The sequence below is a fragment of the Pseudomonas sp. PAMC 25886 genome (assembly GCF_000242655.1).
Taxonomy (GTDB): Bacteria; Pseudomonadota; Gammaproteobacteria; order Pseudomonadales; family Pseudomonadaceae; genus Aquipseudomonas.
The window spans coordinates 43412-58227 of record NZ_AHHC01000058.1 but is presented as its reverse complement, the minus strand read 5'-3'; the positions used below and the strand labels follow the sequence as shown (position 1 = coordinate 58227).

At 62.9% G+C, this 14816-nt stretch carries 6 protein-coding genes; 5 read left to right on the top strand and 1 reads right to left on the bottom strand.

The features are described 5' to 3' along the window. The first annotated feature begins 226 nt into the window (after nucleotides 1-226). From MUM_RS0119865 to MUM_RS0119850, 4 genes are all read left to right on the top strand, one after another. Nucleotides 227-10759: an autotransporter-associated beta strand repeat-containing protein gene (locus MUM_RS0119865; RefSeq protein WP_029616016.1), complete on the top strand. Its 10533-nt coding sequence runs from the start codon at nucleotides 227-229 to the stop codon at nucleotides 10757-10759. A gap of 224 nt (nucleotides 10760-10983) precedes the next feature. Further along, nucleotides 10984-11349, top strand: a complete 366-nt coding sequence (locus MUM_RS1000000133410) for a type II toxin-antitoxin system RelE/ParE family toxin (RefSeq protein ID WP_081480111.1) — start codon at nucleotides 10984-10986, stop codon at nucleotides 11347-11349. Further along, a complete protein-coding gene (locus tag MUM_RS0119855; protein WP_010173261.1) occupies nucleotides 11342-11647 on the top strand; it encodes an XRE family transcriptional regulator in 306 nt (101 codons plus the stop codon). Before MUM_RS1000000133410 ends, MUM_RS0119855 begins: the two co-directional genes overlap by 8 nt. 118 nt (nucleotides 11648-11765) lie before the next feature. Then, a complete protein-coding gene (locus MUM_RS0119850; protein ID WP_029616015.1) occupies nucleotides 11766-12662 on the top strand; it encodes a LysR family transcriptional regulator in 897 nt (298 codons plus the stop codon). Here the strand turns inward: MUM_RS0119850 and MUM_RS0119845 are convergent. Next, nucleotides 12652-13053, bottom strand: a complete 402-nt coding sequence (locus MUM_RS0119845; protein WP_010173257.1) for a RidA family protein — start codon at nucleotides 13051-13053, stop codon at nucleotides 12652-12654. The genes MUM_RS0119850 and MUM_RS0119845 overlap by 11 nt on opposite strands. A gap of 181 nt (nucleotides 13054-13234) precedes the next feature. Between MUM_RS0119845 and MUM_RS0119840 the strand changes: the two genes are divergently transcribed. Then, nucleotides 13235-14788: a DUF726 domain-containing protein gene (locus MUM_RS0119840; RefSeq protein ID WP_010173256.1), complete on the top strand. Its 1554-nt coding sequence runs from the start codon at nucleotides 13235-13237 to the stop codon at nucleotides 14786-14788. Nucleotides 14789-14816: the final 28 nt, after the last annotated feature.

Sequence of the window (14816 nt, the reverse complement as noted above, 5' to 3'; positions counted from 1 at the left end):
ACGCTGTCGCCTCAGCGTTGATTGGAGGACGCCTGGTTCTTACGAAGTACTCGCGAAAGTATTAATACCATTTATTTCAATGACTTTTATGTACCCGGCTAACGTTTTGACAAACAGGATCAGTTGTCACCACGGTCAGGTATTTCGAAGTCGATGCGTGTTTGGATCTGTATTAGGGGCTTCTGCGCATTCATGGATGAAAGGCTTTGACCACAAGGAGTTTCACGTGGAAAGAAGACTTGCTACTGCCGCCATACCTCGTATTTCTCCTCTGAACCTTGCTATTCGCCTCGGTATTGCCGGCCTGGTTCTTGGCCTGGCGAGCCCGGAGGCGATGGCTGCTTGTACGCCGGCAAGTCCTGCGGCTGGCGCCACGGTCACCTGCACCGGCGTGCCTTCGCTGCCGTTGTTCTTGAACACCTTTTCCAGTGCGGTGAATGACCTGACCGTCAATGTGGGCTCGGCTGCCCAGCTGAACGCGACGCTGGGTGGCGTGGCGCTGAATCTGACGGGCAACAACGTTACCTTGAACAACGCGGGTCTAATCGACCCGGCGTTGCTCGGGCTTGTCGCACTCTTGAGTGGCGGTGTCGTGGTGGGTAACGCGGGTGCGAGTGTGGTGAACGTCACCAACGCCGCCACCGGGATCATCCGGGGGACCGCAGACCTGCTGGGGGTCAATCTCGCCGGTCTCAATGGTATGGCACTTAACATCCAAAACGGCGCTGGTGGCAGCACCAACATCGTGAACAATGGCACCATCGGTTCGACCGCATTGCTCAACGTGACGTTGTTCGCCGCGGACGCGCCGGTGGTGGCGATTCGCGGGGGCTCACAAGTCAGCGTGATCAACGCGGGCACGATCAACGGGCGGGTAGCCTTTGAAAGTTCCACCACGGGTAATACCTTCGTCAACTCCGGGACGATTTCCGGCGGCGTCTCCATGGGGGCCGGCAGCACCAACACCTTCACCGCCATCACCGGTTCGACGATCTCCAGCGGCGGCGGTATCGGGCTTTCGCTGGGTGGCCTGATTGGCGTCAACCTGACCTTTGCCCCGACCGGCCAGATTGATGGCGGCGCAGGCGGCGTCAACTCGCTGATCCTGCAAAACTCCATTGGCATCGGCGGCGGCACCAGTGGTGTGGGCACGGTGTCCAGCGCCAACTACGTCAACTTCAACAACCTGACGCTCAACAGCGGTACCTGGACCCTGCAAGGGCCGCTCGTCAGCGGCAGCACAACCCTCAATGGCGGCATTGCGTCGTACAACAACGCTCAGTCATTCGGCACGGGTGTGCTGACCTCCAACGGCGGGACGATTCAGGCCAATAACGCCGGGTTGACCCTCAATAATCTGATCACCCTTGGCAGTGGTGGCCTGGCCGTACAGGGGGCCAACGACACGACCCTGGGAGGCGTGATCTCCGGGACCGGCGGCTTGACCAAGTCCGGCACCGGGCAGTTGAGCCTCAGTGGTGCCAATACGTTTGCCGGCAATACCACGCTCAATGACGGTTCGGTTCAGGTCCTCAATAATCAAGCCTTCAGCACCGGCTCTGTGACGTTCGCGGGCGCGGCGACTTTGAGTGCACCGGGCACTGTCAGCCTGGACAATCTCATCACCGTCAACGGTGGAATGACGGTTACCGGATCCGGGGCCTTGACCCTGGCAGGCGTGATCAATGGGGCAGGTGGTATCAGCAAGAGTGGCAGCGGTAGCCTGACCCTCAATGGCAGCAACACTGCCTATACAGGCGCCACTAGCCTGAACACCGGCACGTTGATAGCCGGCAATAACAATGCCTTGGGTACCGGCGTACTGAACGTCAATGGCGGCGCCAACCTTGACACCAGCGCCAATGTCACCCTGAACAACGCCATGGTCCTCAACGCCAACCTGACCACGGTCGGTAGCAACGCGCTGACCCTTGCGGGCGCCATTTCGGGGGTGGGCGGCATCCTCAAGAATGGCGCCTCGACCCTGACGGTGACAGGCAACAACTCTCAGAGCGGGAATACCGCGCTCAACGCCGGCACGCTGCTGGTGGGCAATAACAATGCGCTGGGTACCGGGGCCCTGACTACCGCTGCCGGCGTTACCCTCGATGCGACCACCGCGGTGACGCTGGCCAACGCTGTGGCGATGACTGCCGATTTGACCATTGGCGGGACCCAGGCACTGGGCCTGACGGGTGTGATCAGCGGTGCTGCCGGCCTGATCAAGAACGGTGCGGCCGCACTGAGCCTCGGTGGCGCCAATACCTACACCGGCAACACCTCGCTCAACGCCGGTTCGCTGATTGTGGGGTCCAACACCGCACTGGGCGTGGGCGGAACCTTGAACACCGCCGCCGGCACCACGCTGGACGCAAGCACTGCCGTTACCCTGGCCAATGCGGCCAACATCACCGGTAACCTGGACATCGGCGGGACCGCTGACCTGACCCTTGGCGGCCTGGTCGGGGGCAGCGGCGGCCTGACCAAGAACGGCACCGCCAAGTTGATCCTCAACGGCGCCAATACCTTCCTCAGCGGCGTCACACTCAACGCGGGTACGCTCACCGCTGGCAATAACGCAGCCCTGGGCGTCGGTAACCTGACCGTCAGCGGCGCCGCGACCCTCGACAGCAGCACCAATGTGACCCTGGGCAATGACGTTGCGCTGAACGCCGACCTGAGTGTGGCGGGCAGCAACGCCCTGACCCTGGGTGGTGTGCTGGCCGGCACCGGTCAGTTGATCAAGAACGGCGCGGCCAACCTGACCCTCAACGGCGTGAACACCTACAGCGGCGGCAGCACCCTTAACGCCGGTGCCCTGACGCTGGGCAATGGCGCGGCGCTGGGCACCGGAGCATTGACCGTGGGCGGTACCAGCAGCCTCAACGGCACCGGTGCGCTGGTGTTGAGCAATGCGATCAACCTGAACGCCAACCTGAGCGCCGGCGGGGCCAACCCCTTGACCCTCGGCGGGGTGATCGCCGGCACCGGCGGCCTGATCAAGACCGGCCCTTCGAGCCTGACCCTCAATGGCAACAACACCTATACCGGCACCACGGCGCTCAATGCCGGGACCTTGATTGTCGGTTCCAATACCGCGCTGGGCACGGGCGCGCTGAACGCGGCCAACGGCAGCACTCTGGACGCCAACGCTGCCATCACCCTGGCCAATGCCCTCAACCTCGGCGGCACCCTGACCCTCGGCGGCAGCAATGCGTTGACCCTCGGCGGCAGCGTCAGCGGTATCGGTGGCTTGATCAAGAACGGCGGGGCTGACCTGACGCTCAATGGCACCAATAACTACCTGGGCAATACAGCGCTCAACACCGGCAAGATTATCGTCGGTGCCAATAACGCCTTGGGCAACGGTACATTGAGCACGGCGGTCAACACCGCCCTGGACGCCAATACCTCCGTCAGCCTGAGCAATCAAATAAGCATGACCGGCCCGCTGACTATCGGCGGTAGCGCGAATCTGACCTTGGGCGGCGCAATCAGCGGCAACGGCAACCTGGTGAAAAACGGAGCGGCGAACCTGATCCTCAACGGTGCCAACACGTTTATCGACGGCACCGTCTTGAATGCGGGCACGCTGACCGTCGGCAGCAACACCGCCCTCGGCACCGGCGGCCTGGCGGTCAACGGCGCGGCGACGCTGGACAGCAATGCCCCGGTGGCGCTGGCAAACAGCATCGTCCTCAACGCCGACCTCACCGTCGGCGGCACTCAAGGCCTGACGCTGGGCGGCCTGATTGGCGGCAGCGGCCAGTTGATCAAGAACGGCACGGCCAACCTGACCCTTAATGGCATCAATACCTACAGCGGCGGCAGCACCCTCAACGCCGGCACCCTTACACTGGGCAATGGCGCAGCGCTGGGCATCGGCAGCCTGACGGTAGGGGGCACCTCAACGCTGGACAACAGCGCGGCGATGACCGTGAACAACGGGATCGTGCTCAATGCCGGCTTGAGCGTGGCCGGCAACAACAACCTGGTGCTCGGCGGCGTCATCAGCGGCGCCGGGGCGCTGAATAAAAATGGCCTGGCCGACCTGACGCTCAGCGGCCCCAACACCTTTACCGGCGCCTTGAATATCCTGTCCGGCAGTGTCACCACCGCCAGTGCGGGCGCGCTGGGCAATACCTCGGGCGCGAATGTCAGCGCCGGTGCGTCGCTGATCATGGGCAGTGATGCCAGCCTCGCGACTCTTGCCGGCAGCGGTGATGTGCTGGTCAGCGGGAGCAACACGCTGTCGGTGGGTGGCCTCAATTCCACCAGCACCTTCGACGGCGGCCTGAGCGGCAGCGGTGGCCTGGCCAAGGTCGGCACCGGTACCCTCAACCTCACCGGCATCAATGGCCTCACCGGTGACACCAACGTGAATGCCGGCACCCTGAACCTCAGCGGCTCGCTGGGCAGTGCCAACGTCAACGTCAATACCGGCGCGACCTTCACCGGTACCGGTTCGGTGCTCGGCACGCTGAACGTCAACAACGGCGGCCACCTGGCCCTGAGCAGCGGCAATACGCTGTCGGCCGGCTCCCTGGTGATGGCCGGCAACGGCAACCTGGACGTGGCGCTCGGCGCACCCTCCACCAGCTCACTGCTCAATGTCGGCGGCAACCTGACCCTCGACGGCAACCTGAACGTCACCGATGCCGGCGGGTTTGGTGTCGGGGTGTATCGCCTGATCAACTACACCGGCTCACTGACCGACCTTGGCCTGAATGTGACGGGTGTGCCGGTGGGCTTCGGCCTTGGCGACCTGGTGGTGCAGACCTCGGTGGGCAATCAGGTCAACGTGCTGGTGTCGGCACCGAACGCCAACATTCGCTTCTGGGACGGCAGCCAGACCATCGCCAACGGCGTGGTGGACGGCGGCACGGGCACCTGGACGGCGGTCGGTACCAACTGGACGTCGGTCGACGGCCTGGTCAACCAGCCGTGGGCCGCCGACTTCGGCGTGTTCCAGGGGGCGGCGGGCACCGTCACGGTGGCGGGCACGCAAGCGTTCACCGGCCTGCAGTTTGTCACTGATGGCTACAACCTGGTGACGGGAGCGGCGGGGCAGTTGACGGCGGTGAACGGCACCGGCGGCAACACTGCGATTCGCGTCGACCCGGGTTCCACCGCCACCCTCGGCGTGGGCATTAACGGCAGTGGCACCCTGGCCAAACTCGACAGCGGCATCCTGGTACTCAACGGCGCCAACACCTTCACCGGAGGCACCGAGCTGCAAGGCGGCACCTTGGTGGTGGGCAGCAACACCGCCCTTGGCACCGGCCAACTGAGCGCGTCGTCCGGCACCACGCTGGACAGCAACGCTGCCGTCACCCTGACTAACGGGGTTAGCCTGCTCGGCAACCTGACGGTGGGTGGCAGCAATGCGCTGACCCTCAACGGTGTGATCGGCGGCACAGGGGGCCTGATCAAGCACGGTGCGGCCAACCTGACCCTCGGCGGCAACAATGCCTTCCTCGGCCCGGTTGCCCTGAATGCCGGCGGGCTTATCCTGGCGTCCAATTCGGCGCTCGGCAGTGGCGCGCTCAACGCCGCGAACGGCACTACGCTGGATGCGGCCACGGCGGTGAGCGTCAACAACGGGATCAACCTGGCCGGCAACCTCGGGATTGGCGGCACTGCTGACCTGACCCTCGGTGGCGCCCTCAACGGCGCAGGCAGCCTGACCAAAAACGGCGCGGCCAATCTGGTCCTCAATGGCACCAATAGCTTCCTCGGCGGAATTACCTTGAACAGCGGGACTGTGACGGCGGGGAGCTCCACGGCGTTGGGCCTGGGCAACCTGACGGTGGCCGGCGCCTCGAACCTGGACAGCAACACCGCGGTGAGCCTGGGCAATAATGTCGTCCTGAATGCCAACCTGGCGGTCACCGGCAGCAATGGCCTGACCCTCGCGGGCGTCGTCAGTGGCGCAGGGGGCTTGGCCAAGAACGGCAGCGCCAACCTGACGCTCAATGGCGTCAACACCTACACCGGCGGCACCACGCTGAACGCCGGCACCCTGACCCTCGGCACTGCCACGGCACTGGGCTCCGGTGCACTGACGGTGGCGGGGCCTTCGACACTCGACAACAGTTCGGCGCTGGTGCTGGCCAACAACGTCACGGTCAACGACAACTTGAGTGTGGCCGGAAACAACAACCTGACTTTCACCGGTGCACTGGATGGCGCGGGCACCCTGACTAAAAATGGCGCGTCCGACCTGACGCTCGGTGGCAACAACAGCTTCAGCGGCAACTTCAACGTACTGGGCGGTAGCCTGACCACCGCCAGTGCCACGGCGCTCGGCAATGACGCCGGCTTGAACCTCGGTGCCGGTAGCCAACTCAACCTCGGCGCTTCCAACAGCCTCGGTAGCCTCACCGGCAGTGGCACGGCACTGATCGGCGCCGGGAACACCCTCAGCCTGGGCGGTGGCAACCTGAGCAGCGCCTTTGCCGGTGTACTCGACGGTGCCGGGCAACTGAGCAAACTCGGCAGCGGTACCTTGACCCTCAGCGGTATCAATACCCTGGCCGGCGACACCAGCATCAACGGCGGTACCCTGAACGTCAGCGGCTCCCTGGCCAGCGGCAACGTCGCGGTCAACAACGGTGCGACGCTGACGGGCACTGGCAGCCTGGGAGGCGCCGTCACGGTGGCTGATGGCGGTCACCTCGCAGGCGCGACCGGCAGCACCTTGTCGGTGGGCTCGCTGGTGCTGTCGGGTAATTCCAATCTGGATGTCGGGCTGGGCACACCAGTCGTCGGCGGTGGCAACGCGCTGATCAATGTCGGCGGCAACCTGACCCTCGACGGTAACCTCAATGTCAGCGATATCGGCGGCTTTGGCAGCGGCGTGTATCGCATCATCAACTACACCGGCGGCTTGACCGATAACGGCCTGGTGGTCGGCAGCGTGCCTGGCAGCGTGACGCCGGGGGATCTGCAAGTGCAAACGGCGCTTGCCAATCAAGTCAACCTGCTGGTGACGGCGCCGAACACCACCGTGCAGTTCTGGGATGGCAGCCAACTGGTGGGCGACGGCAGCATCAACGGCGGCAGCGGCACCTGGGGCACCGGCACCACCAACTGGACCAGCGTGGATGGCACCGTCAACCAGGCGTGGGGCAACAGTTTCGCGGTGTTCCAGGGCACGGCGGGCACCGTCACGGTCAACGGTACGCAAAGCATCACCGGCCTGCAGTTCGCCACCGACGGCTACAGGCTGGTGAACGGCACGGCAGGCGCGTTGGACCTGGTCAATGGCGGCACGGGGAACGCGGCAATTCGCGTCGACCCCAACAACACCGCCACGATTGGCGTGGCCATCAACGGCGCCGGTACGCTGGGCAAATACGACACCGGCACCCTGGTCCTCACTGGCACCAATGGCTACACCGGCGGCACTGCCCTCAACGGCGGCAAGCTGGTGGTGGGCAACGACAGTGCGCTGGGTACCGGCGTATTGACCACGGCCAACGGCACGGCGCTGGACAGCAATACCGGCGTCAACCTGGCCAATGCGGTGGTGCTGAGCGGGGCCTTGAATGTCGCAGGTTCCAACGCCTTGACCCTGGGCGGCGTGGTCAGTGGCAGCGGCAGCCTGGTCAAGAGCGGCGCAGCCAGCCTGACCCTCAATGGCAACAATACCTACAGCGGCGGGACGCAGCTGGCGGCAGGTACGCTGGTGCTCGGCAATAACAATGCCCTGGGCAGCGGCGCACTGGGCGTTACCGGCAATGGGACGCTCGACAGCACGGCGGCGTTGCAACTCAACAACGCGATCAACCTCGGTGCGCAACTGGCCCTCGCGGGGACTCAAGACACCGTCCTCGGTGGTGTTATCAGTGGCACCGGCAGCCTGGTGAAAAACGGCACTGGCGCACTGCTGCTGACCGGCGCGAACACCTACAGCGGCGGCACCACCTTGAATGGTGGCACCACCACGGGTGACACCAGCAGCTTGCAGGGCGCGATTGCCAACAATGCGACCCTGACCTTCGAACAGGCGGCCGATGGCACCTACACCGGCAACCTCACCGGCGCCGGGGTGCTGAACAAAAACGGTACGGGCGACCTGCTGCTCAGTGGCAACAACGCCATTACCGGCGATACCAACGTCAATGCCGGCGGCCTGCTGGTCAACGGCACCCTGAACAGTGCCAATGTGCTGGTTGGCAGTGGCGCGTCCCTGGGTGGTTCAGGCCAACTGGCGGGCACGGTCACCCTGGCAAGCGGCTCGACCCTGACCGCAGGCACCGGCGGTACGCCGATGTCGGTCGGCGGCCTCAACCTGTCCTCGGGCACTCACCTGGACTTCAGCCTCGGCGCACCGGGGGCTGCTACCTCGGTGGTGAATGTCGCGGGCAACCTGACCCTGGACGGCACACTCAACATTACCGACGCCGGTGGTTTCGGTACCGGGGTTTACCAGCTGTTCCGCTACGGCGGCAGCCTGACCGACAACGGCCTGGCGTACGGCACGTTGCCGTCGGGCATCCTGCCGAGCGCACTGACCTTGCAAACGGCACTGGCCAATCAGGTCAACCTGTTGGTGCAAACCACGCCGGGGCAAATCCAGTTCTGGAACGGCGGCACCACCCATCCTGACGGCACCATCACTGGCGGCAGTGGCACGTGGGGCCCAAGCACCAACTGGACCGATCCGAACGGCACCCAGGGCCAGGTGTCGACCAACCAGTTCGCCGTGTTTGGCGGCCAGGGCGGAACCGTGACAGTGGCGGGCAACCAGAGCTTTACCGGCGTGCAGTTCCTCGACCCGGGCTACTCGCTGGTGGCCGGTGCAGGCGGCAGCCTGAGCCCGACCAATGCACCGGACGGCAGCCTGGCCACAGCGCGGGTGAATGCCGGCGTGACCACCCAGATTGATGCGCCACTGGTGGGCGCGGGCGGTATCAACAAACTGGATGCGGGCACCCTGGTGCTGACGGGCACCAACACCTACACCGGCGGCACCACTGTCAGTGGCGGGACCCTGGCCGGTAACACCACCAGCCTGCGGGGCAATATCCTCAACAACGCGCGGTTGCTGTTCACACAACTGAGCAGTGGCCAATTCAACGGTGTGCTGAGCGGCACCGGTGCGCTGGTCAAGCAGGGCTCGGGTACGCTGCTGCTCACCGGCAACCAGTCGTTCAGCGGAACGGTGGCGGTGGATCAGGGCGTGTTGCAAGTCGGCAACGCGGCCAATCCCAACGCCATCCTGGGCGGGCAGGTCACCGTGGCCAACGGTGCCGGGCTGACAGGTAATGGCAGTGTCGGCTCGCTGGTCAACCACGGTGCGGTGACGCCCGACAGCGGCAAACTGAGTGTTGCCGGCAACTTCACCAACGCCGCCGATGGCGCGCTGAACCTGGTCATCACCCCGTCGGCCGCCGGTGCCCTGGCGGTGGGCGGCACGGCAAACCTGGCGGGCACGCTGAACGTGGTTAACCTGGCACCTTATGCCGGGCCCACCACCTACACCTTGTTGACGGCGGGTGGTGGGGTCACGGGTACGTTTGCCAGCACCAACCTTGAGAACCTGGCGTTCCTCAATACTGCCCTCAGCTACAGCCCGAATGAGGTCGCCCTGGCGGTCAGCCGCAATAACGTCAGCTACGCCAGCGTGGCAGCCACCGGCAATCAGCGGGCGGTCGCGGCGGCACTGGGCAGTGGGGCAGCCGTGGGCGGTGCAGCGGTGCAAAACGCGCTGCTTAACGGCAGTACAGCCAGTGCCCGCGCCGCGTTCGATAACCTCTCGGGGGAAATCCACGCCAGCACCGCCAGTGCTTTGCTCGAAGACTCGCGTTACATCCGTGATGCAGTCAATGAGCGCCTGCGCCAACCCGGTTGCTACCGCCAGGACGATCCACGCAGCAGCCTGGCACCGAGCGAAAACCAGTTGAGCAGCGCCGGTTGCCAAGGCGAAATGGTCGGCTGGGCACGTGTCCTGGGCACCTGGGGCCATATGGGCGGCGACAGCAACACTGCCAACCTGGACCGCAACCTCAGTGGCTTCCTGCTGGGCACCGACAAGCAACTCGACGACGCCTGGCGTGCCGGCGTTGCTGCCGGCTACACCCGCAGCGACCTTGACGCCAAGCACCGCAACTCCAGCGCCGATGTCGACAGCTATCACCTGATGGCCTACACCGCGTACCAGCAGGAAGCATTCGCCGCACGCATGGGCGTTGCCTACAGCTGGCATGACATCGACAGCAAGCGCGACGTGGCAGTGGGCGGTGTGGGTCAACGCCTGAAGGCCGACTACAAGGCCCGCAGTGCGCAAGTGTTTGGTGAAGTCGGCTACACCCTTCAAACCGCCAGCGTTGTCCTGGAACCGTTCGCAGGCCTGGCCTACGTCAACTACGACAGCGACACCATCAAAGAGAAGGGCGGTTCGGCGGCGCTGCGCGGTGATGCCGATCAAGACATTACCTTCTCCACGTTGGGCCTGCGTGTCGGCCAGACCCTCACCCTGGGCAACGGCTCGAAGATCACCCCGCGGGGCAGCATCGGCTGGCGTCATGCCTTCGGCGATACCAAGCCGGATGCCGACCTGAGCTTTATCAACGGCGGTGGAACTTCATTCAGCACCCAAGGCGTACCGATTGCCAAGGACAGCGCCGTACTGGAAGCAGGCATCGACTATCAGATCAGCCCCAACGGCAAGCTAGGCCTGGGCTACTCCGGACAAGTCTCGCGCAACGACAAGGACCACGCGATGACCATCAGTTTCTCCCTCGGCTTCTGATCAAGGCCGGGTCCCTTCAACCGCCCGAAAGGGCGGTTTTTTTTGATCGTTCCTACGCTCTGCGCAGCAATGCAGCCTGGGATGCTCTGCGTCCCGCTCCGCTCCGCCAATAATCATGCGGGAATAATCTACAAACACTTTCCCGGGAAGAACGGGAGGTTGTGTGCCTCCCAAGCCTCTACAGTTATGTCCTTGAGTTTATATTCCATGGATGGCATATTTGCATGAGTTGGGACGTTGAATACACGGACGAGTTTGGAGACTGGTGGGGCGGTCTGGATGCAAGGGAGCAATCCTCAGTATCGGCCAGTGTGGATTTGCTGGGCCTCTTGGGGCCAGGCCTTGGGTTTCCTCACTGCAGTGATATCAAGGGTTCGCGGCATGGCAGCCTACGAGAGCTGCGGGTACAGCACGCGGGGCGACCTTATCGTGTTCTGTATGCATTTGATCCACGCCGGTGTGCCTTATTGTTGATAGGCGGGAACAAAACCGGACGAGGCCGTTGGTATGACGAATACGTCCCGCTGGCTGAGAAGTTGTATGACGAACATTTGGAAACACTGCGTATAGAGGGCCGTAACCATGGCTAAAAAATTTAGCGAGCTCCAGGCTCGCATGACACCGCAAGCCCGGGCCGATGCGGAGCAGATCCTCCAGCAGCATCTGAAAGAAATGCCTCTGCATGAACTGCGCAAGGCGCAACAGATGAGCCAGGACACCTTGGCCAAGGCGCTGAATATCAACCAGGCGGCGGTGTCCAAAATGGAGCGGCGCACAGACATGTATATCAGCACGCTGCGTAATTACATTCGCGCCATGGGAGGGGAACTGGAGATCGTCGCCACGTTTCCTGATGGCCAGGTAAAGATTGAGAACTTTGCCAACTGAGTCATTCTTTCCATCAAAGCCCGGCCATGCGCGCCGGGCTTTTTGTTATTTGAATGGTTGTCGCTATTGTGCAGTTTTATGCACAATAATTGGAATTCTCTATCCGTCGGACATCACCGTGAACCAACTCCTTGCCATGCGCGCCTTCGTCCGTGTCGTCGAAACCGGCTCATTCAGCCGCGCATCCGACCAACTGGCGCTGCCACGCTCCACTGTCAGCAAGCTCATCACCGACCTGGAGAAGCACCTTGGCGTCAAGCTGATGCATCGCACCACCCGTGCGCTGGCGGCTACACCGGAAGGGTTGGAGTACTACAATCACGCGCTGTGCCTGGTGGCCGAACTGGACGAACTGGATAACGCCCTGCGCGGGCAGAAGCTCAAACCCGGTGGGCACCTGAAGGTGGATGCTCCGGCGTCCTTCGGCAATTGCCTGCTGATCCCGGCGCTGGTGGATTTTCATCGTGAGTATCCCGATATCACCATTGCCCTGGGCATCAGCGACCGTGCCGTGAATATCGTAGGGGAGGGGGTGGATTGTGTGCTGCGGGTTGGCAAGCTGGATGACATGGCGATGATCGGGCGCAAAGTCGTGGACCTTGAGTACGTCACCTGCGCCGCGCCGGGTTACCTGGAGCGCATGGGCACGCCCGTGTCGCCGGAAGACCTCGAACACAACCACCTCAAGGCCGGCTATTTCTTTGCCGGGTCGGGCAAGCCGGAACCGTTGATTTTCGAGAAAGGCGCGGTCCGTCATGAAATAGGCAATTGTGCGTTTTCGACCAACGAAGGCAATGGCCTCAAGGAAATGCTGCTCGCCGGCCTGGGCGTCGGGCAGCACTTCAAGACCATCGTCGACTACTACGTGGAGGCCGGCCAGTTAGTCCCGGTACTGGCGGACTGGACCCGGCCGGCCACGCCGTTGCACATCATCTACCCACCCAACCGCCATCAAAATGCACGGTTGAAGGTGTTTATCGACTGGGTGATCGAGCGGTTTGGCGTCAGGCAATAATTGCCGTCACGCGGATTTCAATGCGCATCGCCGGCAATCCCAGGGCCTCTACCCCCAGTTCGGTCCAGATCGGCGTGTGGTTGGGCATGTAATGGCGGTACCACTTGACCATCTGCTCGTTCACTTCGGGAGGAAAACCGCCCACGTGGTAGGAGTTGACGTGGATCACGTGCTCCCAGCCGGCGCCGGCGTGTGCCAGGGTGCGGTCCAGGTTTTGAAAGGCCAGGGCGATTTCGTCGCTGAGGGATTCGGGAATCTGGAATTCGTCGTCCCAGCCGCCCTGGCCTGAGGTCTCAACGCGGTTTCCGATTTTGACGGCCTGGGCGTAATGCAGGGTGTCGCGTGCGATGTCGCCATAGCCGGGAGTGATGAAAAATTCGGGCTTGCTCATGGTATTCCTCGGTTTCAGTGGTTGACCGGGCAAAGGCTAATGGACTGAAAGACCGAACAAAATCCGTGTTTTCTGTCATCACTGTGCATCGCTGTGGACAGTCCGGGTATCAGTTTTTCACATTCCCGGGCCTCACCCTTTGTTACTATCGCCCTCCGTCGTCACCAGGAGTCACCGCCACATGCAACACCAGTGGGATGAAATGCACCGCACCCGCAAGCCCACGTTTGTGTTGTGTGGCGAGCCCCAAGGGGATGTGCTCAATCTCTATGTCCATGGTTATTCGGCGTTCTTCAACCAGCAGCAACTGGGCAATTTCTCGCAGCAACTGGCAACCATCGAAGGCTCGACCAACCTGATGCTGTTCTGGCCGGCGGGGCATTTCCTGGAAAACCTGTTTGCGCCGTTCAAGGACGTGATCACCTCAATGCTCGGCGGCGGTAGCCTGGGCGCGGCGACCATTGGGGTGGGCAAGGCGATTGCCTATTTCCTTGACCACTACAAAAGCGTCGAGGCGCGGGTGGATGAAGTTGCCAAAAGCCTGTTGCCCGAATTGGCCAACTACCTGCACGGCGAGTCGATCAAGGTGCGCCAGATCAACCTGATCGGTCACTCCCTGGGCGCGCGGATTCTGGTCAAGAGCGTGCTCGCAAGCCCCGAAGTGGCCCGTGAGCTGCCGCTGAACAACCTGTTGCTGATGGGCGGCGCCATTTGTACGTCCAGCCCGTGGGACCTGGTGTCGGCGCCGCTCAAGGGCCGGGTGATCAACTGCCACTCCAGCAAGGATTGGGCCCTGGCGCTCAAGCCCGACACCGAGCGCTGCATTGGTCGTTATGCCATCCCGCTGACACCCGCGCTCAAGGCCAAGGTTGCCAATGTGCACCTGGCCACGTTCGACCATGCCGCTTACTGGCCGCAGTTGAAGACGGTGGTGCAGTACACCGACTTGCTGCAGGAGCGCCGGGGCATAATCCGCGCCGATCAGCGCAGCAGCGAAGTTCGGTTTGCCGAAGAGGATGTCGACCTGTTCCCGCTGTTGGTTCAGGCGCGCCCGGAAGAGTTGAAGTTCTTCGCCGAATTGATGGCGCAGAAGCGCAGCGCCTCGATCGACGCCACGGTGCGCGAGCCCTTGAAACTGGCCATCGAACTGCAACGCATGGGCGGCGACACCTTCATGAACCTGGCACGCGGCCATGGCGTGAGCTACCGCGAAATCGCCCAGGATGTGGCGCAGCGGGTGGGCATCAAGTTCGATGAGCCGATTGAGCAAGTCGCCCTCGCGGATCTGGAACTGCAAGTCGCCGAGCGGCTGATCGAGCAATACAAGGACAAACTCAGCCAGGCCGACCGCCAAGTGTTCGAGGCAGAGTTGAAGGCTGCGGCACAGAAGGAACAGGGTTTTTTCAATCGTTTCGATGTCGGGCGTTCAGCCACTACTGCCCTGAGCGGCACGGCGCTGGCCGGGCTCACCGGGTTTATCCTGCGCCGGGGCGCGGCCACGGCGATTCCGGTGGTAGGGCAGGCGTTGGCGGCGGCGATGCTGCTGGTGACCGGGGTGCGGGCATTTTCCGGCCCTGCGTATTCCATCACCACCCTGGCGGTGCTGGTGATCGGGGTGATTCGAGAACGCATGGAGCGTGAGGCGCTGAACCAGGAGCTGGATCTGGTGGTCCAGGTGGTAGAGGCATTTGATCTGCCTCGGGAGACGGTGATGCGTACCGTGACGTCTGACTGATAAGCTGCGTAAACGTCTTGTGTGAAAG